Source organism: Pectobacterium araliae (assembly GCF_037076465.1).
Classification (GTDB): domain Bacteria; phylum Pseudomonadota; class Gammaproteobacteria; order Enterobacterales; family Enterobacteriaceae; genus Pectobacterium; species Pectobacterium araliae.
Genome location: NZ_AP028908.1, coordinates 3,608,214 through 3,632,745, shown reverse-complemented (window position 1 = coordinate 3,632,745; position 24,532 = coordinate 3,608,214). Strand labels below are relative to the sequence as shown.

Here is a 24,532-nt window from a genome sequence, read left to right as displayed (position 1 = left end):
CGTCTGCGATGTTATCGGCAGCCCCTTTTTTTTACGCGAAAAGCAATGGGCGAATCAATAAAGTAGCCTGCTATTAATTAAATTAATAAATATTATATTGGTATGTAATTAATGACCTGAAATGTATGACGACGATCACTAATAAGGCGTTTATTTCGTTGCCTTTTATTCAATGTATTGACGTAGTTGTTCTGGTCATTTTTACGCTTAAACCCTATTTATACGCTTATGTGCAAAAACAGAGAATAGCGGCAAAAAAATAATACTCAAATTATCGGAAAGTATATGTATGAAGCCTGTGCGTTAAGGAGAAAGCCGGTTCCTGACTTTTCTCATTATTTATTCGGTGCTGTATGGGTCGGTAGAGCGCCGTGACTCTTTTTATCATGCCCGTGGTCAACGTGAAGCTGACCACGAGTGATGTACACCTGTCGATTAGGAAAGGCGAGGTTCTACTTGAAACAACGCCATAGACCGCATGAGCTGTTGAGATTGCTGTTCCAACGACTGCGTGGTGGCGGATGAAGCTTTAACGAGCTGCGCGTTGTGCTGAGCCACTTTGTCTATCTGCGTAAAGGCGACATTAACCTGTTCGATACCGCGATGCTGCTCTTGCGTAGCGGTAGAAATATCTCGCATCAGTTGCGTAATACGGATGATTTCGTCGGTCACTTCATCCATGGTTTCGCCTGCTTTAGAGGCTAATTCAAGCCCCTCGGACACGCGAGTTTGTGAATCTATAATCAGTGAACGGATTTCTTTCGCTGCTTGTGCGCTGTGCTGCGCCAAATTACGCACTTCTCCGGCGACGACGGCAAAGCCTCTGCCTTGTTCGCCTGCGCGGGCGGATTCGACGGAAGCGTTTAGCGCCAGAATGTTGGTTTGGAACGCGATACCGTCGATGACGCTGAGGATGTCATTGATTCGTTTGGCGCTGGTGGCGATCTCCTGCATTTTTTCAATAACATAACAGACCGACTCGTTGCTGCGACTGCTGGTGTTCGAGACGTTATTGGCGAGTTGATGTGCAAGCTCGGCGTGATCGGCATTGAGCTTCACCGTGGCGCTCAATTGCTCCATACTGGCTGCCGTTTGTTCCAATGCGGCAACGGACTCTTCGGTACGCTGGGAAAGCTGGGCGTTTTCTTCAAACAATTCGCGGCTGCCTAAATCGATTTGCGTGCTGGCATCGCGTACCTGACTAACGGATTCCAGCAACGCGCTCTGCATGCGGCCGATGGCATCGTTGAGTCGACCCAGTTCGTTGTTTCCTCCCTGAATCAGGCGGCGCGTCAAATTACCAGTAGCAACCAACTCTAGCTGCTCAATGGCGTAATCCAGCGGTTTGAGTAGCATGTGTCGCAATGCGATCCAGGCTAATGCGACGAGTGTGATGGATAACAGGCTGGCAACGGCAATCAGCAACAGCATCATGTGTTCATTACGCTCAGACTGCGCCAAGCCTTGTTCGGAAAGCTGTTGGGCATACTGACGGAAGTTTTGGATCGATAAATCAAAGGCCTCGCTCAGCGGGCCGAGCTGTTTTTCCAGTACGTCATAATATTCGTCGGTATACTGTTTTTGCAGCGCGCTCAGCATCGGAGCCATACCCTGCTGGAAATAGGCTTGATAGGTTTTTAACACCTCCTGTGCCAGTGCCTGCCGCTTTGGATCGGCATCGACCGATTTGATGGCGCGTTCAATATCTTTCTGTGACTGGTTGAGATGTTTTTCTACGAGTCCGGTTTCTTTCGCTCCGTCGTTCAGCAGCCCGATTTCGATTTTCCTGACGGCGAGCGTTGCTGAGGCTCGGGCGCTGAGCGTTTGGTTGTATCCATTCATCAGGTTGCCCAGTTCAATGCCCTGAATCTGGTTTTGTGCTGTCAGCGTTTCCCTGTCTTGCTTGATAGCAACCACGCCCATGCTGCTGACGATAAGCAGCAACAAAGTCGTTAACAGCAATAATGTTAATAAGCCGGTACGAATAGAAATATTTTTCAACCTCATGGTGTCCTTTTCCTTACGCCGCCTTCGTGGGTAATAGCCCATTTATCGTTGGATGTGGTGTGTTTAACAAAAGAGAATACGTTATCTGTGTTGCGGTGAGATAAAATTAAAAAGATATGGCAGATGTAAAAGGTTTGGTAAGCAGAGTCCCACTGACCAATCTCTTGTAACCCAAAGGGTATAAATAATTAGCCGTAGTGTTTGTGCCTGGTTTATTATCTGTCAATAGCATTGTTTTTTCAGGGGCGTACCCCATACGCCTGTCAATGATACCCAGAGGTATCCGAGGTTTATGTGCAGTTAACAAGTTTCACGGATTATGGTTTGCGGGCGCTGATTTATATGGCGTCACTGCCGAGTGGGAAAATGACCAGCATTTCGGAGGTAACGGAAGTGTATGGCGTATCTCGTAATCATATGGTCAAAATTATCAATCAACTTAGCCGTGCTGGGTTGGTGATGGCCGTGCGCGGTAAAAATGGCGGTATTCGTCTTGGGAAACCGGCAGAAACCATTCGGATTGGCGATGTGGTGCGCGAACTGGAGCCGCTCACGCTGGTTAACTGTAACCATGATTTTTGCCACATTACGCCAGCCTGTCGCTTGAAGCAGGTGCTTCAACAGGCGGTACAAAATTTTCTGCATGAGCTGGATCAATACACGCTGGCTGATATGGTCAAAGAAAACCCGCCGCTTTATAAATTATTGTTGGTTGAATGAATTTTGTTCAGCCTCCTGCTGATGACAACGGAGGAACCGCAATGTCACAAGATCCATTCCTGGAACGCGAAGCAGAAAAATACGAATCCCCTATCCCTAGCCGTGAATATATTTTGGCGCACATCGCCAAGCGCGATACCCCGATCAGCCGGGAAGAATTAGCCGCCGACCTGCAATTAACCGGAGAAGAACCCCTCGAAGCGCTGCGCCGCCGCCTGCGTGCAATGGAGCGTGATGGTCAGCTTATTTTTACCCGCCGTCAGTGCTATGCGTTGCCGGAAAAGCTCGATTTGCTGCGCGGTACGGTCATTGGTCACCGCGATGGTTTCGGCTTCCTGCGTGTGGAAGGCCGCAAAGACGATCTTTACCTGTCTGCTGAAGAGATGAAACGAGCGATTCACGGTGATGTGGTGCTGGCACAGCCGCTGGGTGCGGATCGTAAAGGACGTCGTGAAGGACGCATTGTGCGCGTGCTGGAACCGCGTACCGGGCAGATTGTCGGCCGCTATTTTGTCGATGCCGGTGTTGGGTTCGTCGTACCGGATGATAGCCGTCTGAGCTTCGATATTCTGATCCCGAAAGAAGAAATTAACGGCGCTCGCATGGGCTTCGTGGTCGTGGTTGAACTCACGCAACGCGCCACGCGCCGCACGAAAGCGGTCGGTAAGATCGTCGAGATCCTCGGCGACAACATGGGCACAGGTCTGGCGGTGGATATTGCCCTGCGTACCCATGATATTCCGCACACCTGGCCGCCTAAAGTCGAAGAGCAGGTGAAGGATCTTTCCGAAGAGGTGCCGGAAGCCGCGAAAAAAGGCCGTGTGGATCTGCGTAAGCTGCCGCTGGTCACGATTGACGGCGAAGATGCCCGTGATTTTGATGACGCGGTGTACTGTGAACCGAAACGTGGCGGCGGTTGGCGCTTGTGGGTCGCGATTGCGGACGTGAGCTATTACGTTCGGCCGAATACGGCTCTCGATCATGAAGCGCGGGCGCGTGGTACGTCGGTGTACTTCCCGTCGCAGGTCGTACCGATGCTGCCGGAAGTACTGTCAAACGGACTCTGTTCGCTTAATCCGCAGGTCGACCGCCTGTGTATGGTCTGTGAAATGACCGTGTCGGCACAGGGTAAGCTGTCGTCTTACAAGTTTTATGAAGCGGTGATGAGTTCACATGCCCGTCTGACCTACACCAAAGTGTGGAATATTCTGCAAGGTGATGCCGAGCTGCGTGAGCATTACAAACCTTTGGTCGGCGGGCTGGAAGAACTGCACCACATGTATAAGGCGCTGGAACACGCGCGTGAAGTGCGTGGTGGCATCGCGTTTGAGACCGAAGAAGCGAAGTTTATTTTCAACGCCGAGCGCCGTATCGACCGTGTGGAAGCCGTAGTGCGTAATGACGCGCACAAGCTGATCGAAGAGTGCATGATTTTGGCGAATATCTCCGCTGCGAGATTTGTGGAGAAGAACGAAGAGCCTGCGCTGTTCCGCGTGCACGATCAGCCGAGTGAAGACCATGTATTAGCCCTGCGCAGTGTACTGGGCGAGCTGGGGCTGACGCTGAAAGGCGGAATGAAGCCACAGCCGAAAGATTACGCGGAATTGATGAACGAGGTGGCGGAACGTCCCGATCGGGAAATGCTGCAAACCATGTTGCTGCGTTCGATGAAGCAGGCGGTTTATGACCCGGAAAACCGCGGTCACTTCGGGCTGGCCTTGACGTCTTACGGCCACTTTACGTCGCCAATTCGTCGTTATCCTGACCTGTCGCTGCACCGTGCGATTAAGTATCTGTTGAGCGATCGCCATGAGCGCTGGACGTCAACGGGCGGTTGGCATAGCGATATTAACGAGATGCTACAGTTGGGCATGCACTGTTCGATGACGGAGCGCCGTGCGGATGAAGCCACACGTGACGTCGCAGACTGGCTGAAGTGCGACTTTATGCAGGATCACGTGGGTGAAGTCTTTACGGGGATTATCGCCAGCGTGACCGGCTTTGGCTTCTTCGTGCGCCTGAAAGATCTGTTTATCGATGGGTTGGTGCATGTTTCCACGTTGGATAATGACTACTACCGCTACGATAATATTGGTCAACGGTTGATCGGCGAATCACGCGGACAGGTTTATCGTCTGGGGGATGAAGTGGAAATCCGCGTTGAAGCGGTGCATATGGATGAGCGCAACATTGATTTCGCGTTGATTTCCAGTACGCGCAAGGTTCGTGGCGAAGGTAAAACCGCGCGTGACCGGACGAAAAAACCGGAGTCGCGTGAGGCCAAGCCAGCTCGACGTCGTCGCAGCGCCAGCAAATCGCCAGCAAACTTTGAGCCGGATGCGGCATTCCGCAAAGAAGGCGATCGCAACGCGAACTCGGATAAGCCAAAAGCCAAACCGAAAAAGAACCGCGATAAAACGAAAAAGAACGCAGAGAAAACGCGTAAAATTGCCGCTGCGACCAAGGCTAAACGCGCAAAAAAGAAATCTGAGGAATAACGAACGGCTTGACGTTGTAGAGGCTTCGGTCTCTACAACCCGCAAGACGAATGTTATCTCGCTTTACACAATTTGAAGAGTATCAATGAGCGAAATTATTTACGGTATTCATGCGGTTAAGGCACTGCTTGAGCGCGACCCACAGCGTTTTCTGGAAGTCTTTGTTCTGAAAGGGCGCGACGATCGTCGCCTCCAGTCGGTGATTGCCGAGCTGGAAGCGCAGGGCATCGTCATTCAAGTGGCGAATCGGCAGTGGCTGGATAAGCAGGCTGAAGATGCCGTGCATCAGGGGATCGTAGCGAAGGTCAAAGAAGGGCGGAAGTATCAGGAAAACGATCTGCCTGCGATGTTAGACAATCTGGAAACCCCTTTCCTGCTGATATTGGACGGTGTGACCGATCCGCACAATCTGGGAGCGTGCCTGCGTAATGCCGATGGCGCTGGTGTGCATGCGGTGATTGTGCCCCGTGACCGCTCGGCGCAGTTGAATGCGACCGTGAAGAAGGTAGCCTGTGGTGCGGCAGAAACCGTGCCAGTCATCAGCGTGACCAATCTGGCGCGTACCATGCGCCTGCTGCAAGAGCGCAATATCTGGATCGTTGGCACCGCGGGTGAAGCGGATCATACACTGTACCAAAGCAAGCTGACCGGACCGTTGGCGCTGGTGATGGGCGCGGAAGGGGAAGGGATGCGTCGTCTGACCCGTGAGCACTGCGATGAGCTGATCAGTATTCCGATGGCGGGCAGCGTGTCTTCGCTGAACGTGTCTGTTGCCACTGGCGTATGTTTGTTTGAAGCCGTTCGCCAGCGCGTGTGAGTTGAGTAGAGTAGTCACTGATAGCAGAGAGGTGCCATAAGGCACCTCTCTGTCGTTGGGGTTACGCCGCGGAGTTTGCCAACCTGCGAATGTCTTGCTGTGAAGGCTGTAAAAGCCGGAAGACAGAAACGGCATCAGAAAGTACGATCACCTGTTGCTCCAGTGAGTGAGCGGCAGAAGAGGATTGCTCGACCAGCACAGTATTTTGCTGCGTGTTCTGATCCATTTCTATGATTGCCTGACCGACCTGAGAAATACCGCGATGTTGCTCGTCTGAGGCGGTAGTGATGTCTTTCATGATGTCGTGGACCTGCGTCACGGACTGCACAATCCCTTCCATCGTTTTCCCTGCGCTGTTAACGAGCGCCGCCCCGTTATTAATCTGTGAAACCGACTCGGCAATGAGCGTATCGATCTCTTTGGCGGCCTGCGCGCTGCGCTGTGCCAGATTGCGTACCTCACTGGCGACGACGGCAAAACCACGGCCTTGTTCACCGGCTCGCGCCGCCTCTACTGCTGCATTGAGCGCGAGGATGTTAGTCTGGAACGCGATGCTGTTAATCATTGAGGTGATTTCAGCAATACGATGGGAACTCTGTGCGATGCCGTGCATGGTATTAACGGCTTTAGAAACCTGCTCGCCCCCCTGATTCGCGGTATCAGAGGCTTCCATAACCAACCGGTTGGCTTGATGGGCGTTATCGGCATTTTGTTTTACCGTTGACGTCAGCTGCTCCATACTGGCAGCGGTTTCTTCCAGTGCAGCGGCTTGCTGAGTCGTCCGAGAAGAGAGATCGACATTGCCAGCGGTAATTTCGCCAGCGGCGGAGGAAATCTGATTCGCACTGAGGCGAATTTTATCAATCATACTGTGCAGATTGTTGTTCATCTGCCCCATAGCTGAAATCAACTGGCCTAATTCATCATGACGTTCATTGTGAAGTTGTACCGTGAGATCGCCTTCTGCAATCGCGCGAGTGGCGTGTAGCGCCTGGTGTAGTGGGCGAACAATCTGCCGTGAGATAACAATCGCGGTGGTCAGACCGAGTATGATGGCAATCAGCGTAATGACACCCAGTTGGATATCGCTACTGATGACGTTACGGCCAGCGCGGGTTTCTTCCGTGAAGTAGAGTTTGTTGATATTTTCCTGCAACCGCGCCATCTGAGCGTTCAATTCACTGAGCCGCTGTTGGCTGACATCCGGGCTCATGACCTGCTGACGCTGGGTCAGGTAGGCATTGAGTGACGCGCTGATATCCTGAATAGCGCTTTTATCTTCTGCTGGCCAGTGCCCCGTATCAATTTCCTTCAGCAGTGCTGATAGCTCTCCGCTGATATTACCGATAGCGCCGTCATGCTGTTCCAGATACTGCGCTTTACGTTCTAGCGCATAACCAAAGTTACCTTCTCGGGCGACCACGGTCTTGTCATAAATGGCACCCAAGCGGCTGATGCGCTTTAACGATTGGTCGCTATTGTATAGTCCATAAAAGCCGACCATGGAAAGAATGACTCCCATGATGAGCAATAAACCAAACCCTACCAATAACTTGCGTGTTACTGACAGGTTTTGAAATGACATCCAGCGCAGCATAAACTTCTTCCTTTTGTTCATTAATTATTACCGTCATAGCAGGCCAATAACGGATTAGTTGTCGTTGTGTGTTGTGTAAAAAGGGCAGGTGATGAAAGTGGAGCAGACTCCTATATCATTGATAAAAAATGCCTTATCCGTTATCGGCATTTCAGGAGCAATACTTATTCATTTTCTCAAACAATGTGAGGGTATTCGTGCGGATACCACGGCTAGGGGGGAAAGCGTCGTGCAGGGGTTTTTTGCATCGTGCTGATAGCACGTTCTTTAACGAGGGAAAAAATGACGGGCAGGCAATTGGTGCCCGCCCGTGAGTTGAGGTTAGTGAGAAGCAACCAGCGTAAAATCTTCACCTTTGAAGACTTTTACTGGATTACCGCGTTCGATCTGGTGGTGGAACAGACGTCGCTGTGCCCGTAGTTCAGCATGCTGCTGCTGTTGTAACGCTTCCAGACGATAGGCGATGAGATAACAGGCCAGACGCTTGTTCGCGTGCTGACTGCGTTCGCTCTGCACCTTCACAGTGATGCCGCTGGCGACATGAGTGGCACGAACGGCAGATTCGGTTTTGTTCACATGCTGTCCGCCGGGACCGGAGGATTTGGTGGTTTCAAAACGAATCTCGTTATCGGCAAACGCCTGCTCCTGATGAAAGCGTGCGACGCCGATAAACCAGTTCTTGCGTCCGCCACCTTTACGCCAGGGGCTATTGCACGTCCACTGAAGTGTACCGCACCAACTGGCAACCAGCGGTTCCGCCTGCTCACCGTTTAACAGAACCAATGCGGAACGTAGCGTACCGGAACGTTTCCCTGCTTCAGTTTCGATGATCTCGCACTCGATACCTTGCCGTGCGGCATCCCGCGTCAGCGCTTGCAATGCTTTTGCCGTTGCTAACATGCATTCGCCCGGTCCCTGTGCAGCGGAAAGTTGAAGCAATATCATTTATCCTCCCCGCGCGTTTTGTAGGTGAGGACGGGTTTCAGGCGAACAATTAACGTAATTAATCCTGCCTGCTGCATCGCGCCGATCACACTGTCTATCGGTTTGTAGGCTTCTGGCGCTTCCTGAAAAATCAGCTGCCTATCCTGACAAATCACACGGCTGCCGAAACGAGTACGCGCCAACTGCTGGACGCTATAACGTGAAGACAGCCGATCTTTACACTCCGTGCGCATCCATTTTCTGCCTGCGCCATGTGCCAGCGAATATAGGCTGTCGGCGTGAGGAATGGGTTGCACAATATAGCTGTAGTCGCCGCGCGATCCGGGAATGATAACGGGGCCGCAGTCGGCGGGCGTCGCGCCTTTGCGATGTAGCCAGCCGGAAATGCCTTCAATCGTTGTTGATGTCACCAGATTGTGGTTCACGTCCAGTGCAGCATCGCCTTCTGTATGCCAGCGCTCCAGCATTCTTTGCGCGATCAACCGCCGATTGTGGGTGGCAAACGTCAGCGCGAACTGATGCTGTTCCAGATAGGCCGCAGCGGCTGGCGTATTGGCTTCAAGACCCCGATGGCCGAATTCCCGCACATGGGCTTCCAGTATGGTTTGCCCTAATCCGCGTGAGCCGCTATGCACAAGCAGCAGTAGCTGTTTCGGATCGATGTGTAGAGCGTGCAGCGTATCCGGCTGATAGATTTCATCAAGCTGCTGCAATTCCGCAAAGTGGTTACCGCCGCCGATGGTGCCAAGGGAATAGCGGAAATCCGCCAGCGATGGGGGAATATCGATATTGTCTTCTAGTGGCCCATCGATATTACCAAGCCGTTTCTCCAGCTTATCCAGCGAAATTTTGTTGGCGTTCAGGCTCGTGCGCCATAGCGCCATGCCGCAGCCGATATCATTTCCGACCAGAGCGGGGTAGAAGCGCTGTTGTGAAAAAAACGCCGCCCCAATGGGGTAGCCGCGGCCTGGATGCAAATCTGGCATACCGGCCACGCGAACCATATCGGGAAGTTGTGAGGTAATTTGAAGCTGTTGGATTGCTTTATCTTCAATCCAGGTATTTTCCGTCGCGATCACACTGATGCGCGCCGAAATAGAGCGAATAGCATTGCCCATAGATCATCCTGCTGATCAATTTAAACATAGGGTAAGGCAGGCTACAGCTGGGGGGGATAACGCAAAGCGGAAAAGAATGCGGAATTAGTCCCGAGATGTCCTGCAAAGAATCAGAGTAAATGTTGTCATGATGTCGTCTCCTTTGTCAGTGGGGGGATGGGTGAAAAACGTCGGCATAATACTCAAGTGGTGGCCATCGTGCAATACCTACGACACGACGGCCACGGTGTGAATGTTAAATACGGAAGACGCTGACCAGCTCGCTGAGGTGGTGGCCTTTCTGACGCAGACTCTGCGCGGTGTCTTCCGAATTGTTGACCAGGATGGCATTTTCCTGCGTTGCCTGACCAATCTGTACAATCGCGATGTTCACCTGGCTAATTCCCGCAGACTGCTCGCGTGAGGCGATATCAATATCGTTCACGATGGTGCTGACTTGCAGGATGCGGTTGCGCAAGTCATCCATTACCGCCTGCGTTTTTTCTGAGAACTGGTAGCCCGCGTCGATTTTCTCCAGTGACTCATTAATCAAGCTTTCGATCTCTTTCACCGCAGTAGAACTACGCTGTGCCAGAGCCCGAACTTCAGCCGCAACCACGGCGAAGCCTCTACCGTGTTCGCCCGCACGAGCGGCTTCTACGGCGGCATTGAGCGCCAGAATATTGGTCTGGAAAGCGATGGATTCGATCACCGTCGTGATATCGGCAATCCGCTGGGATGAGTTCTTGATATCGCTCATTGTAGATACCGAATCGGTGACGGTTTGGCTGCCGTTGCGTGCTGCTGCTGCGCTCTGTTCTGCCAGATCTTTGGCGGCAGAAACGTTATCGGCATTCTGCTTCACGCTGGCGGAAAGCTGCTCCATGTTGGCAGAGGTCTCTTCGACGCTACTGGCCTGGCGGGCAATCTGCTCGCTGATGTTTTCGCTATCGGCAGCCAGTGCATCGGTGCTGGCACTGATTTCCTCAGAGGAGCGTCTTACCTGCGACACGATCGTCGTTAACCCCTGCCCGATGCCGTTAATCGCATCGATCAGGCGACCCACTTCATCTTCACGGTTGCTGGACAGCGTGGCCGTCAGATTACCCGCAGAAAATTGTTCTGCCACTTTGACGATTTCAACCAGCGGCTGGCTCAGCCACTTGCGCGTCAGCACGACAAAGAATGCCGCGAAGAGCAGAACCAGAATAATGCCACCGGCCAAAAACAGGTTACGGGTACGGTTAATCTCTGCCATCAGGCTTTCTTTGCTCACCGTACCCGCAACGATCCAGTTCCACTGTGGAATGCTGCGGTACACCATGATTCGGGTTTTCTCTTCGCCCGTCATCGTGTTGTTGTCATATTCAATCGTACCATTACCGGTTGCCAGTACTTTCTCTAACGCACCTTCTGACCAGTCAGGGCGCTGGTTGGCATTGGTTTGATGGTAAAGATAGTTACCCGCATCTTTGCCTTTTTTCGTGCCCAATACAAAGAAGTGGCCTGTCGCGCCCATTTTCTTGTTCAGAATCGTTTGCTGCATCTCGGTAAATTGCTTCGTGATATCGACGCCGACGAACAGAATACCAATCACCTTGTTTTCACTATCGCGTATCGGTTGATACTGGGTGATGTACTGTTTGCCGAACAGCGTTGCTAACCCACTGTAGGTTTCACCTTTTATCACCAGCGCATAAGCTGGGCTTTCACGATCGAGCGTGGTGCCCATCGCGCGCGATCCATCTTCTTTTTTCAATGACGTGGTGATGCGCGTAAAATCCTCGCCATCGCGGACAAAAATCGTTGAGATGGCGTGAGTCCGGCTCAGAAAGTCGTCCGTCACATCGGTGTTGAAGTTCAATATTGTATCGCCAGCCTTAAGCGTCGGCTGAGAGGTATTACCGGAAGGGGTGGGGTTAGCGGTATCCAGTGAAAAACGCGTCGGCAGAAAGCTCGCCAGCAGCCGCGTATAGTTGCTGACCTCGGCTTGTAGGCTGGTATCGTACATATTGATCATGTCGGTGACGCCATTCACCTGGCTCTGCATGTCATTGAGGGTCAACGATTTCAGTTGATCGCCTGCGGAGCGGGTAAGCGTGAGGGTAAACACAATGAACAATATCGCTACGCTCAGGGAGGCGATAATGGATAACTTGATACCCAAACCCCAGTGTTTAAAGGAAAGTCCCAACATAGGTGTGTCTCTTATAATAAAAGGTTATTTTTTAGTCTTACTTCACATGCGTTAACGGCAGTAAATGAAAAAAATTTAATCATGGAGTGTAAATATCCGTTTAACCAATTGATTTATATCAATGTGATTTTTTATTTACATAAATGCGAATCAGCATGAAATTAATAACATGACTGAGATAGGAAGCGTGTTGTGAGCGGGTTTATCGTAAAAGGTTGTGACCTTGTTGCTAAATACGATTTCGCTACATAAAAACGTGCTGACAGAACAGAATTCGAGGGAAATATGGTTGAAATGTCACTGGATAAACTCGGCAGCGGTATTGATGTGATTCACGCGGTGCCTGCGGGAAGAAGGGCACAGCCTCTACCAACGATTTTTTTCTTCCACGGTTACTGCTCGTCAAAAGAGGTGTATTCGTATTTTGGCTATGCGTTGGCTCAGGCTGGATTCAGAGTGATTCTACCCGATGCCGCCATGCACGGTGCCCGCTATGACGGGAATGACGCGCAGCGGTTGCGTCATTTTTGGGATATCCTGCAATCGAACATTGAAGAACTTCCTGAGTATGTCGCGGAATATCGGCAGCGTGGCCTGATCGACGGGGAACGGGTTGGTGTTTGCGGCGCATCACTTGGCGGAATGAGCGCACTCGGATGTATGGCGCGCTATCCGTGGATTACTGCGGTCGCGGCATTTATGGGCTCCGGCTATTTCTCTACGCTATCATCCGCGCTATTTCCGCCGGTTCCCGCCGATGGCGAAGAGCATCGGGCGGAGTTGCTGGCGTTAGCGACCCAGCTCGCTGATTATGATGTCACCACGCGCCTGGAGGCGCTGTCCAATCGGCCGCTGTTGGTGTGGCACGGGGAGGCGGATGATGTCGTGCCTGCGGCAGAAAGCGCCCGTCTCCATCAGGCATTGAAACAACAAAATCTGGATAGAAATTTGACGTATGTGGTAGAAAAAGGTGTTGGACACAGAATTACGCCGACAGCGTTACAAGCAGGGGAAACATTTTTTAGTCATTACCTGACGACGGCGAACGAGTGACGTCAATATTGACGATTGGACAAAAATATTGCATCAGTAAATGAACGCAGTCAACACGCCTATAACTTGATAGATAAAGGGGATATCAGGTCTGTCGATGCGAAAAAGTAGAATGGATAAAATTGTTGGCGTATCGGTCCCCAGAGGTTGCGGGGAGGGGCGCTTTATGGCTAGGTGGCGGGAGGAGCAAAGAATGTATCGAGTCTGGAGCTTGCAATACGGTCGAACAGCTATCATGCAGAATATGAAGTTTACCATCGTCAGTACGATGATTCTGCTGGCTGGGCTATGTTTCTCTGCGTTGTCGACAGCGGCTGAAACGTATGACTCTCAGGCGACAATTAAGATTGGATCATTGATTGAGCCGCAAAATCTGGATAATACCGCCGGTGCGGGACAGGGGATCAACGAAGCTTTTAATGGCAATGTATATCAAGCGCTTTTCTTGCTGACAGATAAGGGGACGGTTGAAAAACAATTGGCCACGGATTACCACATCAGTGACGATGGTCTGGAATATCGTTTTACCCTGCGGCCTGATGTGCATTTCCATTCCGGTAAGGTGATGACGTCCGCTGATGTGAAGTTCAGTATTGAAAGAGTGATCGCTTCAGACTCAAAAAGCTCACGCAAAAACAGCCTGAAAACCATAGCGGGCATTGAAACCCCTGATGCGAACACGGTAGTGGTGCGTCTTTCTTCGCGTTCTGTTTCCCTGCCTTATAACCTCAGCTACGTTTGGATTGTGAACGATCAGGCGACGAACCTGACAACACGTGAAGATGGTACAGGGCCTTATCAATTGCAGAACTGGCGTCGGGGCTCTTCACTATCGTTGCAGCGCTTTGATCGCTATTGGGGCGAGCGCCCAGCCAACGCGGGAGTGATTTTCCAGTATTTCACGGATGCTTCAGCGCTGAATAATGCACTGCTGACCAATGCCGTTGATCTCATTACTTCTGTTCAGAGCCCAGATTCACTCGCACAGTTTAAAAATAACCCTGCGTTTACCGTGTCGGAAGGTCAGTCCACGACGAAACTTCTGTTGGCATACAATGATAATGTCGTGCCTTTCAATAATGTTGATGTACGTCGCGCGATGACTCAAGCGATCGATAAGCGAAAGCTCCTGCAATCGATTTGGGGCAATTACGGTACATTAATCGGATCTTTTGTTCCACCAAGCGACCCTTGGTATGTTGATCTGAATAACGTGAATGCTTATAACCCAGAAAATGCAAAGGCATTGCTGGCTAAAGCCGGTTACCCGAATGGATTCAGTTTTACTCTGGATACGCCGAATTATGATCCACATCCGATTGTGGCGCAGTTTGTGCAAAATGAACTGAAAAAAGTGGGTATCACCGTCAAAATCAATGTGATCACCGCTAATGAGTGGTATACCAAGATTTATAAGGCGCATAATTTCCAGGCAACGTTACAAGAACATGTGAATCATCGCGATATTGTGTTTTATGGCGATCCGAATTTCTACTGGGGTTATGATAATCCGCAGGTGACGGCGCTGATTAAAGAGGCGGAATTGGCCTCCAGCGAAGCGGATCAAACACGTGCTCTGGCAGAGGCCAATCGGATTATCGCTGAAGATGCAGCCAGCAGCTGGTTGTATCTTTATCCGCAAATCGTGGTATCGGTGAAAACGGTAAGCGGTTATCCGGTAAATGCTCTTAATGCGCAGTTCTTTGTCTGGAATATTAAAAAGAACAAAATCTGATTGTTATATACCCAGACTCAGAGGGGGAAAGGGTCGAGCATTGCTCGGACGCTTCCCCTATGATGGGTTTGTGGGTTGATAAAGTAAGAGCCTAATGGAATAGGCTCTAAGTTAAGTGACCTTATGCCAGTCTATCTTCTCCGCCGTTCTATGATTCTGGTTCTATCGGTTTTCATTGCGGTTAGCGTGTTGTTTATTTTGTTGCGCCTGCTACCAGGCGACCCCGCGAATTCGCTGGTTTCTATCGGTGCCGATCCTGAGCAAATTGAGGCCGCCCGGCGGCAGGTTGGCTCGAATTTGCCTCTTTTTCAGCAATTTTTGCAGTTTCTCAGTCATCTACTGCGTTTTGATTTGGGACAGTCGTTTATTAGCGGAATACCTGTCAGCGAAGAAATCGCGGCGCGCATGACGATGACACTCCCACTGACCCTATTCGCGTTTATTCTGGCACTGATTATTGCCGTGCCGCTGGGCATTCTTGCAGCAGTAAAAGCCGATCGCTGGTATGGCGGGGCTATTTCCGTGATCTCTCAATTAGGTATTGCTGTGCCAGTCTTCTGGATTGGTATTCTTCTGGTGACGGTTTTTGCTGTTCATCTGCGTTTTTTCCCTTCGGGGGGATTTCCAGCAGAAGGGTGGCAGAATTTGCCTGCCGCTCTGCACAGTTTTGTACTACCCGTCGTGACGGTGGCGATCGTGATGTCAGCATCATTATTACGCTATGTTCGTGCCGCGACGCTGGACGTGTTGGGAAGTGACTATTTACGGACTGCGCGAGCGTTGGGGGCCAGCTTTCCGCAGGCGTTAATAAAACACGGCGTTCGCAATGGTGTGATCCCGGTGATTTCTATTCTGGGAATTGAGCTATCTTCCACGCTGCTGGGCGCCGTGGTGGTGGAACAGGTGTTTTCACTGCCAGGATTAGGTTCAATGCTGTTGCTGGGTGTCGGGCAGCGAGATTACCCCAGTGTGCAGGGCGTGTTGTTTGTGTCCACGTTACTGGTGCTGATTATTGGTTTTATTGCCGATCTGATTCAGCGTCTGATCGATCCGCGTCTGCGTAGTGATAGCCGTAAGCAAGATAAAATCACTGGAGGAGCAGCATGATTCGGTTTTCCTTCGCCACGTTGGGACGCCGCTCTCGTTCCTTCACCCTGATGTTGGGGGGACTACTCGTGGGCGTACACGTGCTCATTGCGTTCACGACGCTGTTCTGGACGCCCTGGGATCCCACCGCGATGACGGGCACTCGATTGGAAGCGCCGTCTTTACTGCATTGGGCTGGCACTGATCGATTAGGGCGGGATTTATTTACATTGATGATGAGCGGTGCCCGCGTGGCGTTGTTGACGGGGGGCGGCGCGGTTATGGTTGGTCTGGCGATTGGCGTCACACTCGGCCTGCTATCGGCATTCGCCAGTCGCACGCTGGATGATGTGCTGGCGGTGGTGCTGGACATTCTTATCGCGTTTCCTACGCTGTTGTTGGCGATGCTGATTGTGGCGAGTGGTGATGGAGCCAGTCTGGGCTCGGCGATCGTTGCTCTCGGTATTGCGATTTCCGCGATTATCGCCAGGCTAACGCGTATTCTGACAAAACAAGTACTACGGATGGATTATATTACGGCTGCTCGGACATCTGGCTCGTCATGGGGAAGCATTATTTTTCGACATATTTTGCCGAATATCTGGCCGACATTATCAGTAAACATCGCGTTGCAGTTCGGGGCGGCGGTGATTGCTGAAGCTTCGCTCTCCTATCTTGGGCTGGGAGCACCGCCGCCAAATACGTCATGGGGACGGTTATTACAGGAAGCGCAGGGATCGGTGTATACCGCCCCTTTTGGCGTGATCGCACCGGGTATTGCATTGGTGACATTGATTGTTGGTATCAACCTATTAGCGGATGGACTGCGTGACAGAGGGGAACCTGACGGTGGAGGTCACCATGGATAACCTGCTGACAGTTAATTCATTGTCGTTGCGTGCGGGCACGCGGACGCTGGTTTCCGATCTCTCTTTTACTCTCGCTCCCGGCGATCGTGTTGGTTTGATTGGTGAATCGGGGTCAGGAAAATCATTGACCGCGTTGGCGATTAACGGTCTGTTACCCGCCGCAATTCAGGCCAGTGGATCGGTGCAGTTGGCCGGGCAATCGATCATCGGTGCCAGCGATCGCCAGCTAACGCGTCTGCGAGGCAGTCAGGTAGCGACGGTGTTTCAGGAACCCCTGACGGCACTTAACCCGTTAATGCGAATTGGGCAATTGATAGCCGAACCTGTCCAGCGCACGGCTCGGAGAACAGGGCGCGCCGCCGATCGACGCGCGGTTACTCATGCCGTTCTACGCTGGATTGAACGGGTCGCTTTGCCGCAGCCGGAGAAAATCGTTACCGCCTGGCCGCATGAATTATCCGGTGGGCAGCGGCAGCGTGTGGCAATCGCTATGGCATTGGCTTGTGAACCCGCGTTGCTGATCGCCGATGAACCGACCACCGCCTTGGATGTCACTACGCAGGCAGAAATATTGAAGCTTCTCATGAGTCTGGTAACGGAACAGGGGTCTGCCCTGCTGTTTATCAGTCACGATCTGCCGGTGGTGGCCAAGGTGGCGAACAGAGTGATGGTGATGAACAAAGGCCGTTTGGTTGAACAAGGGGATATCGCCGTGGTGTTTCGCCAGCCTGAAGATGAATATACGAAAATATTGGTTGCCGCAGCGCGTTCATTCGATACGGCATTGGGGTATAGGCCATGAACCTGATTGATGTGGATGGCGTAACGTTCAGCTATCAAAGCGATCGTCAAATACTCAATGAGGTATCATTAACCCTTCATCGTGGTGTCAATCTGGGTATTGTGGGGGAATCCGGGTCGGGCAAAACCACATTACTGCGTATTTTACTCGGCCTGAACCTGCCATCACAGGGCGAAGTGCGTTTTAACGGTCAGGTACTCAATCCGCGCGATCGACGATTTATGCGGGAATACCGCAAATCCGTACAGGTCGTTTTTCAGGATCCCTATTCCTCCCTTGATCCGCGCCAGCGGGTACGAGATATCATTGCAGAACCGCTGCGAGCACTGCGTATTCGCAAACCAGTAGCGGAGACGGTAAACGACGTACTTCATGCCGTAGGGTTGCCAGCAGATGCGATTGATCGCTATCCGCATGCGTTTTCTGGTGGTCAGCGCCAACGTATCGCCATCGCCCGTGCAATTGTGTCGCAGCCTGATGTGGTGTTGGCTGATGAAGCGGTAAGCGCACTCGATCTGTCTACGAAAATTCGTATTGTCGAATTGCTTAAGTCGCTGTCAAACCTTACCACGCTGGTTTTAGTCTCGCACGATCTCGGTACTGTTGCTGCACTGTGCGAGGACATTGTCGTGCTGGAGCACGGGCGTATTGTGGAGCAAGGTCGTGTGCGGGATGTTCTGGCTTCACCACAGCATCCTTATACGCAAAAGCTGCTATCCAGCATTCCACGCATGCCGCAATAACCGTGATGGCACCCGGTAGTGGGCCCGGTTATTGGGTAGACAGTGTATTTAAGATCGATCGCATTTAAGTCGATACAGTTCTTAACTGGGCGTTGTTCTGTGCTTAGCCTTGTCTTTTATTGTTTGTAGCACTATACTTACGCGTCATTTTTTCAGCCGCACACATACACGTTCCTTGCCTCCACGGGCCGCGGTTGACCCAGACAGGAGGCTGAATAATCCGTAAGGAGCAATTCGATGCGTCATTACGAAATCGTATTTATGGTTCATCCTGACCAGAGCGAACAGGTTCCGGGCATGATCGAGCGCTACACTGCTACCATCACTGGTGCGCAGGGCACGATCCACCGTCTGGAAGACTGGGGCCGCCGTCAGCTGGCTTACCCGATCAACAAACTGCACAAAGCTCACTACGTTCTGCTGAACGTTGAAGCCCCGCAGGAAGCGATCGATGAGCTGGAAACAAACTTCCGCTTTAACGATGCCGTTATCCGCAGCATGGTTATGCGCGTTAAGCACGCGGTAACTGAAGCATCTCCAATGGTGAAAGCGAAAGACGAACGCCGTGAGCGTCGTGAAGATTTCGCTGAAGCTGGCGATGATGTGGATGCAGGGGATTCTGAAGAGTAATTGTTGTGGTGACGGTGAATCGTCTGGTGTTGTCTGGCACCGTGTGCAAGACGCCCATTCGTAAGGTCAGCCCGTCAGGTATTCCTCATTGTCAGTTCGTGCTTGAGCACCGCTCGACGCAAGAGGAAGCCGGATTGAAGCGGCAAGCATGGTGTCGTATGCCCGTGATTGTCAGCGGACTTTCGTCACAAGCAGTTACCCACAGTATAACGGTCGGCACGCAACTTACCGTGCACGGATTCATCAGCTGCCATCAAGGGCGCAATGGTCTGAGCAAGATAGTGTTACATGCCGAGCAGATTGAATTGATAGATTCTGGAGACTAGCCACATGGCACGTTATTTCCGTCGTCGCAAATTCTGCCGTTTCACCGCGGAAGGCGTTGTAGAGATTGATTATAAAGATATCGCTACGCTGAAAAACTATATCACTGAAAGCGGCAAGATTGTTCCGAGCCGTATCACCGGTACTCGTGCAAAATACCAGCGTCAGCTGGCCCGCGCTATCAAGCGTGCGCGTTACTTGTCTTTGTTGCCGTACACTGACCGTCATCAGTAATCGGCCACTGTCCATTAACGAGACTTTGAGAGGATAAAGTAATGCAAGTTATTCTGCTTGATAAAGTAGCAAACCTGGGCAGCCTGGGTGATCAGGTAAACGTTAAAGCGGGCTATGCTCGTAACTTCTTGGTTCCACAGGGCAAAGCTGTCCCTGCAACCAAGAAAAACGTTGAGTTCTTCGAAGCACGCCGTGCTGAACTGGAAGCCAAACTGGCTGACGTTCTGGCTGCAGCTGAAGCTCGCGCCGCTAAGATCAAAGAACTGGGTAGCGTTACCATCGCGTCTAAAGCAGGCGACGAAGGTAAACTGTTCGGTTCCATCGGTACTCGCGATATCGCTGATGCGGTAACGGCTGCTGGTGTTGAAATCGCGAAGAGCGAAGTTCGTTTGCCGAACGGCGTTCTGCGTACTCTGGGCGATCACGAAGTGAGCTTCCAGGTACACAGCGATGTGTTTGCTGAACTGAATGTCGTTGTTGTTGCTGAAGCATAATTCACGTTTATCGTTGAATTAATACTTTAGTTAACATGTGAAACGCTGGCCTTGTGCCAGCGTTTTGCATTTTAGGGATCGGGGAATAATGGCCTATCATTGCCTATACCTAAAAATGAGGCCGGAGGCCGCATGTCTGACTTAATTCACCTCACCCGCGTGTATGACGCGCAAGCCCCTTTTTCTACCCCCACTTTTCTTATTGACCGCCTGTGGCCGCGTGGCATCAGTAAAACGCGTCTGGAAGGGGTTGAGTGGTTTAAAGACATTGCGCCGAGCAGTGAGCTGCGAAAATGGTTCCACGCTGAACCTGAACGTTGGGCGGAATTTGTGCATTATTATCGTAATGAATTAGCGCAGGGGACCGCGTGTAACAGACTGCTGACGTTGCTTGAGAAGAAGAAGGTCATCACACTGCTTTATGGCAGTAAAGACGCGCAGCACAATCATGCTATCGTTTTGCGCGACTTCCTGTTGGAACAGCAATCCCGCTAGCGCGTACGGGTAAATGCCCCGTCCGCACCGCGCGTGAACCTGATCGTCTGGTTCGCCGTGGTTTCGATCTCCAGCTCTGCGACCATACCCTGTGCATTCAGTTGGAGTTTGACCGCCTGACCTGCCCGCAAATTGCTGAGCGGCTTATCCCGCCCCTCCACCTGCGCCATCGCGAACACATCGCTGACGGGTAAATTGTTATCGCGAAAGAGTTGGGCCAACGTTTGCCCTGATGATATTTCATAATTCCGCCACGGCGCTGACTGCTGAGCCGGTGGTGGTGTAGCCGTATGTTGCTGTTGTGACGTGGAAGGCGGGTTTTCAATAATCACAGCCTGCATCGCAGCTTGATTATCTGCCTGAGTAAGCGGTACGGGGGTGGTACGGGCAGGCTGTGGATGTTGCGCGCTGTAAGGCCAGAGCAAGACGACCAGCAGCAGTGCGATAGCGACTAAAATCCAGCGACGATGGAGGAGCGGCAGCGGTTCCATCCAGTGATAGCTGTCGGGCAGATGCCAGATTTTTTTCAGCCTGACACGCATACGTTCACGCAGGGAAGGAGGAGACAGACGCTCCAGCTCTTCATTAGCCTCATCATTTTCTACGGCTACAGCATCTGAGGGCTGCCGCTGGATAATTCGCTGGCAGAAGCGTACTAGCGTTTGATAATCCCAGGTGGTTTTCCGCTTCCTGGGCGCAATTCTGCCCATGGTGACCTCTCTTACTACAGTTCAGTATAAAAACACTCAGTATAAAAACGCATCAAATAGCAATGATGTCATTCACCACGCTATGCCAACAATCACGCTGCGTCAGCATAAAAACCGCATCAGGATAAGAATACGTTCAGTATACCGATAATTTCCCTCAGCTGACTAGTTAACGCGTTGATGATCAAGGTAGCCGATGCGTTAGGAATAGTAGAACCACCAGTATAGGCCAGCTTCCGGTAATGGTTTAGCTCGCGTTCAGTTAACGTGATTACCTGCACACAGGATTTTACCCCACACTCTGTCGCTGTTATGCTGCGCTTTCAGTTTTTTACAGATTAAAAGGAACATCCATGACAACACCTTCTTTTGATAGCGTCGAAGCGCAGGCAAGTTACGGCATCGGCTTACAGGTTGGTCAACAGTTACAGGAATCAGGGCTTGAAGGCTTGATCCCAGAAGCTCTGCTTGCTGGTCTACGCGATGCGCTGGAAGGTAACGCGCCAGCGGTGCCTGTGGATGTGGTTCACCGTGCGCTGCGTGAAGTTCATGAACGTGCCGATGCCGTGCGTCGCGATCGCCAACAGGAGCTGGCAGTAGAAGGCCAACAGTTCCTGGCGGAAAATGCGCAGAAAGAAGGCGTGGATAGCACGGAATCCGGTCTGCAATTCCGCGTGTTAACACAGGGTGATGGGGCGATTCCTGCTCGTCAGGATCGTGTTCGTGTGCATTATACCGGTCGCCTGATTGACGGTAGCGTGTTCGATAGCTCCGTTGAGCGTGGTCAACCTGCTGAGTTCCCGGTCAGTGGCGTCATTCCTGGCTGGATTGAGGCGTTGACGCTGATGCCAGTCGGTTCTAAGTGGGAGCTCTATATCCCGCATAATCTGGCGTATGGCGAACGTGGTGCAGGTGCTTCCATTCCGCCATTCAGCGCGCTGATTTTTGAAGTGGAATTGCTGGAAATTCTGTAATCTCCAGACAAAAAGAAAGGCGCTCAATGAGCGCCTCAGATTGATGACAAAGTCCTGGCCTTAATCTGATACCGCGCTACTGCACGGTATTGCGGGTCTCAAGCGACTGCGTGATGGTGTGTAAAAGCGCGGGAATATCCATTCTCGGCAATACCACTTCAATGAGCGACAAACGCGACACGGCATTCACTTGCTCAAGCATCTGTGCGAGTGCGGCCGGTGAACATACCTGTTCGCAGAGTATCTCGTTTTCATTCGCCCCTAGCGCGGCAGGAAGCTGTGTCCAGTTCCAGGCGGCAATATCGTTGTAGCGTTGTTCGGGGCCGTGAATCGCGCGTTCAACGGTGTAGCCTTCGTTATTCAGCACCACAATGACTATGTTCAGGCGATCCCGAATGATCGAGCCCAGTTCCTGTACGGTGAGCTGAAGTGAGCCATCGCCGATCAACAGCACCACGCGTCGTTCCGGTTCGGCAATCTGTGCGCCGAATGCGGCGGGTAGAGAATAGCCTATTGAACCCCACAGCGGTTGGACGATGAAATGACAGCCCGCGGGTAACCGGAGCGTGGCGGCCCCAAAACAGGAGGTGCCTTGGTCGGTCACGAGAATATCGCCAGAGCGGAGGAACCGCTGCATCTGTTGCCAAAACTCCCGTTGATTGAGTGTGTCTGTGTGCTCTGATTGCGGTAAGGCGGGGGGCGTAATCGCGCGGTATTCCCAGCGTGAAGCGAGCATCGCGGTGATTTTTTCCAGCGCGGCGATAGCGTCTGACATCGGAACCGAGGGGAAAATCCGATCGCCAACGCGAGCCAGCGTGGTCTGGATGTCGATATTTTTTTCGCTCGAAATCTGGTGGCTGAAGCCAGTGGTAATCGTATCGGTATAACGCACGCCAATGCTGATGATGACATCCGCGTCTTCGATGTGTGCCCTGATCGTTTCGTGACTGCCGCCACCCGCGTAGGTGCCGGTAAAACTGCGATGTTGTTCGTTTAGCGTGCCTTTCCCCATCAGCAAGGTGGCGTGGGGGAGCGGGGTTTTATCAAGCCAGCGTTGGATTTGCCCTGCAACGCCAGCGCGCTGAGCCAGAAAGTCAGCCAGCAAGGAGACTGATCTTGCCTCGCTGAGCATCGTGGTGGCGGCTGCGGTAAAAGCTTGCAGCGATTCATCAGAGCGGAGTGGTTCAGGGATAACGAGTGAATACGGTCGTGTACCCGCAGGTGCCGCCGCCACGTCCAATGGCAGAAACAGGTATACCGGCTTATGCTGCGCAAGCGCTTCTCCAATAACCCTGTCGATCTCTGTGGTTGCGTTCTCGACGGTGAGGCTGGCCTGCGCAACGGTAACTTCTGCCGCCATGCGGGAAAAGTGCCTGAAGTCGCCGTCACCTAATGTGTGATGGAGCAATTCGCCATTGCGTTGTGACGCGAGACTGGGTGCAGTGGCAATGTGAATGACAGGCAAGCATTCTGCATAGCTGCCCGCAATGCCGTTAATTGCGCTGAGTTCACCCACGCCGAAGGTGGTGAGTAGTGCCGCCGCCGGACGGCACCGCGCATAGCCATCGGCGGCGTAAGCGGCGTTTAACTCGTTCGCACAGCCCACCCAAGTGATATCTGGGTGCCTGATGACATGATCGAGAAAATGCAGGTTGTAATCGCCCGGTACGCCGAAGAGGTGCTGAATACCAACCTGTGTCAGACGATCCAGTAAATAATCTCCTACCGTATAGCTTTCGCTCATTGCTTATTCCCTCTAGAAATGATGGATGTTCAGAGGGTAGCATTAACCTTTATATAAATATTTCTAATATTTATTCTCTATATTTAATCTTTTTTTGCATTTTTTCATCATTTAAGGTCTTTTAAATGTTAGATTTATTAATTAATAGAGTGCTGATGAATAGCGTGCATCTGCGTTAGCGAAACGTTAAGAACGGTAAAGTCAGGAAAATGCGTGTTTATCTGATAGTGGAAAAGAAGAATTCCCCGTATATCTTTGCCAGGCCGCAGTCGCGGTGAGCAAGGAGTACCCCTATGTTTAAGCCACTCGTCATCAGTGCCCTGTTTGTGGGAATGTTTGCGGTTATGCCAGCACCAGAGGCTAAGGGTGCCAGCATCGATCTGATGCCCGGCGTCACGTTGAATATTGGTGAGCGTGACAGGCGTGGTAATTACTGGGACGGCTATGACTGGCGCAGCGAGCGCTGGTGGCAGGAGCACCGGGGTGACTATCGTGGTGAGCGTAATCGGCACGGTTACTACTGGGATGGTTGGCGCTGGCGTGATGCTCGCGGGTGGCGTGAGAGCCAGCGCGAGAGACTTAATTTTGATAAGCGTCGTTTTGGTTCTCCACGCTATGTTGACGAGCGTGGTCCACGTCGCGGCGATTGGGATAGGCGCGGACATGAGCGAGGAAATGGCTATTATCGCAATGGGCGGGGATCGTTCCGCGATTAGCAGATAAAAAAAGCGCCGCGAAAGCGCGGCGCGTGTTCATTGAAA

The 24,532-nt window shown here is 51.9% G+C and carries 23 protein-coding genes; 16 read left to right on the top strand and 7 right to left on the bottom strand.

Features of this window, described 5'->3' with window-relative positions:
* Positions 1 to 435: 435 nt before the first annotated feature.
* Positions 436 to 2,007, bottom strand: a complete 1,572-nt coding sequence (locus AACH44_RS16425; protein ID WP_261846977.1) for a methyl-accepting chemotaxis protein — start codon at positions 2,005 to 2,007, stop codon at positions 436 to 438.
* Positions 2,008 to 2,301: 294 nt separating this feature from the next.
* On the opposite strand from AACH44_RS16425, the gene nsrR reads away from it, so the two are divergent.
* The 3 genes from nsrR (at position 2,302) to rlmB (ending at position 6,042) form a co-directional block, all read left to right on the top strand.
* Positions 2,302 to 2,727, top strand: coding sequence for a nitric oxide-sensing transcriptional repressor NsrR (nsrR, locus tag AACH44_RS16420; RefSeq protein WP_261846976.1), 426 nt, complete (start codon positions 2,302 to 2,304; stop codon positions 2,725 to 2,727).
* A 41-nt stretch (positions 2,728 to 2,768) separates the two neighbouring features.
* Positions 2,769 to 5,225, top strand: coding sequence for a ribonuclease R (gene rnr, locus AACH44_RS16415; protein WP_261846975.1), 2,457 nt, complete (start codon positions 2,769 to 2,771; stop codon positions 5,223 to 5,225).
* A gap of 85 nt (positions 5,226 to 5,310) precedes the next feature.
* The gene (gene rlmB, locus AACH44_RS16410) at positions 5,311 to 6,042 is read left to right on the top strand and encodes a 23S rRNA (guanosine(2251)-2'-O)-methyltransferase RlmB (RefSeq protein ID WP_261846974.1); all 732 of its coding nucleotides are present in this window, start codon (positions 5,311 to 5,313) and stop codon (positions 6,040 to 6,042) included.
* Between the two features lie 61 nt (positions 6,043 to 6,103).
* On the opposite strand, the gene AACH44_RS16405 is transcribed toward rlmB, so the two are convergent.
* The 4 genes from AACH44_RS16405 to AACH44_RS16390 form a co-directional block, all read right to left on the bottom strand.
* A complete protein-coding gene (locus AACH44_RS16405) occupies positions 6,104 to 7,639 on the bottom strand; it encodes a methyl-accepting chemotaxis protein (protein WP_261846973.1) in 1,536 nt (511 codons plus the stop codon).
* A gap of 321 nt (positions 7,640 to 7,960) precedes the next feature.
* Positions 7,961 to 8,584 carry a peptide chain release factor H gene (prfH, locus tag AACH44_RS16400; RefSeq protein WP_261846972.1) on the bottom strand — a complete coding sequence of 208 codons (624 nt, stop codon included), beginning with the start codon at positions 8,582 to 8,584 and terminating at the stop codon, positions 7,961 to 7,963.
* Complete coding sequence (locus AACH44_RS16395) at positions 8,581 to 9,702, bottom strand: RNA ligase RtcB family protein (RefSeq protein WP_261846971.1); 1,122 nt, start codon at positions 9,700 to 9,702, stop codon at positions 8,581 to 8,583. The genes prfH and AACH44_RS16395 overlap by 4 nt, the downstream gene beginning before the upstream one ends.
* A 235-nt stretch (positions 9,703 to 9,937) precedes the next feature.
* Positions 9,938 to 11,878: a methyl-accepting chemotaxis protein gene (locus tag AACH44_RS16390; protein WP_261846970.1), complete on the bottom strand. Its 1,941-nt coding sequence runs from the start codon at positions 11,876 to 11,878 to the stop codon at positions 9,938 to 9,940.
* 285 nt (positions 11,879 to 12,163) lie between these two features.
* Here AACH44_RS16390 and yjfP point away from each other — a divergent pair, with 285 nt between their 5' ends.
* The 11 genes from yjfP (at position 12,164) to AACH44_RS16335 (ending at position 20,343) form a co-directional block, all read left to right on the top strand.
* Positions 12,164 to 12,931: an esterase gene (gene yjfP, locus AACH44_RS16385; protein WP_261846969.1), complete on the top strand. Its 768-nt coding sequence runs from the start codon at positions 12,164 to 12,166 to the stop codon at positions 12,929 to 12,931.
* 193 nt (positions 12,932 to 13,124) lie between these two features.
* Entirely contained in the window at positions 13,125 to 14,666 is a 1,542-nt protein-coding gene (locus tag AACH44_RS16380) for an ABC transporter substrate-binding protein (RefSeq protein WP_261846968.1), read from the top strand.
* A gap of 123 nt (positions 14,667 to 14,789) precedes the next feature.
* Positions 14,790 to 15,773 carry an ABC transporter permease gene (locus AACH44_RS16375; protein WP_261846967.1) on the top strand — a complete coding sequence of 328 codons (984 nt, stop codon included), beginning with the start codon at positions 14,790 to 14,792 and terminating at the stop codon, positions 15,771 to 15,773.
* Positions 15,770 to 16,621, top strand: coding sequence for an ABC transporter permease (locus tag AACH44_RS16370; protein ID WP_261846966.1), 852 nt, complete (start codon positions 15,770 to 15,772; stop codon positions 16,619 to 16,621). The genes AACH44_RS16375 and AACH44_RS16370 overlap by 4 nt, the downstream gene beginning before the upstream one ends.
* On the top strand, positions 16,614 to 17,423 hold the full coding sequence (locus tag AACH44_RS16365) for an ATP-binding cassette domain-containing protein (RefSeq protein WP_261846965.1): 810 nt from the start codon (positions 16,614 to 16,616) through the stop codon (positions 17,421 to 17,423). Before AACH44_RS16370 ends, AACH44_RS16365 begins: the two co-directional genes overlap by 8 nt.
* A complete protein-coding gene (locus AACH44_RS16360) occupies positions 17,420 to 18,166 on the top strand; it encodes an ABC transporter ATP-binding protein (RefSeq protein ID WP_261846964.1) in 747 nt (248 codons plus the stop codon). The genes AACH44_RS16365 and AACH44_RS16360 overlap by 4 nt, the downstream gene beginning before the upstream one ends.
* A gap of 237 nt (positions 18,167 to 18,403) precedes the next feature.
* Entirely contained in the window at positions 18,404 to 18,796 is a 393-nt protein-coding gene (gene rpsF / locus AACH44_RS16355; RefSeq protein WP_005974793.1) for a 30S ribosomal protein S6, read from the top strand.
* A 5-nt stretch (positions 18,797 to 18,801) separates the two neighbouring features.
* The gene (gene priB / locus AACH44_RS16350) at positions 18,802 to 19,122 is read left to right on the top strand and encodes a primosomal replication protein N (RefSeq protein ID WP_107170004.1); all 321 of its coding nucleotides are present in this window, start codon (positions 18,802 to 18,804) and stop codon (positions 19,120 to 19,122) included.
* A gap of 4 nt (positions 19,123 to 19,126) precedes the next feature.
* The gene (gene rpsR / locus AACH44_RS16345) at positions 19,127 to 19,354 is read left to right on the top strand and encodes a 30S ribosomal protein S18 (RefSeq protein WP_005974788.1); all 228 of its coding nucleotides are present in this window, start codon (positions 19,127 to 19,129) and stop codon (positions 19,352 to 19,354) included.
* Positions 19,355 to 19,395: 41 nt separating this feature from the next.
* Positions 19,396 to 19,848: a 50S ribosomal protein L9 gene (gene rplI / locus AACH44_RS16340; protein ID WP_261846963.1), complete on the top strand. Its 453-nt coding sequence runs from the start codon at positions 19,396 to 19,398 to the stop codon at positions 19,846 to 19,848.
* A gap of 132 nt (positions 19,849 to 19,980) precedes the next feature.
* Positions 19,981 to 20,343: a DUF488 domain-containing protein gene (locus AACH44_RS16335; protein WP_261846962.1), complete on the top strand. Its 363-nt coding sequence runs from the start codon at positions 19,981 to 19,983 to the stop codon at positions 20,341 to 20,343.
* Here the strand turns inward: AACH44_RS16335 and AACH44_RS16330 are convergent.
* A complete protein-coding gene (locus tag AACH44_RS16330; protein ID WP_261846961.1) occupies positions 20,340 to 21,053 on the bottom strand; it encodes a LysM-like peptidoglycan-binding domain-containing protein in 714 nt (237 codons plus the stop codon). The genes AACH44_RS16335 and AACH44_RS16330 overlap by 4 nt on opposite strands.
* A gap of 353 nt (positions 21,054 to 21,406) precedes the next feature.
* Here AACH44_RS16330 and fklB point away from each other — a divergent pair, with 353 nt between their 5' ends.
* Positions 21,407 to 22,027 (top strand): FKBP-type peptidyl-prolyl cis-trans isomerase, encoded by a 621-nt coding sequence (gene fklB, locus AACH44_RS16325; protein ID WP_261846960.1) that lies wholly within the window; start codon positions 21,407 to 21,409, stop codon positions 22,025 to 22,027.
* Between the two features lie 76 nt (positions 22,028 to 22,103).
* Here fklB and ipdC read toward each other — a convergent pair whose 3' ends face one another.
* A complete protein-coding gene (gene ipdC, locus AACH44_RS16320) occupies positions 22,104 to 23,771 on the bottom strand; it encodes an indolepyruvate decarboxylase (RefSeq protein ID WP_261846959.1) in 1,668 nt (555 codons plus the stop codon).
* Between the two features lie 293 nt (positions 23,772 to 24,064).
* Between ipdC and AACH44_RS16315 the strand changes: the two genes are divergently transcribed.
* Complete coding sequence (locus AACH44_RS16315; RefSeq protein WP_261846958.1) at positions 24,065 to 24,487, top strand: DUF2502 domain-containing protein; 423 nt, start codon at positions 24,065 to 24,067, stop codon at positions 24,485 to 24,487.
* Positions 24,488 to 24,532: the final 45 nt, after the last annotated feature.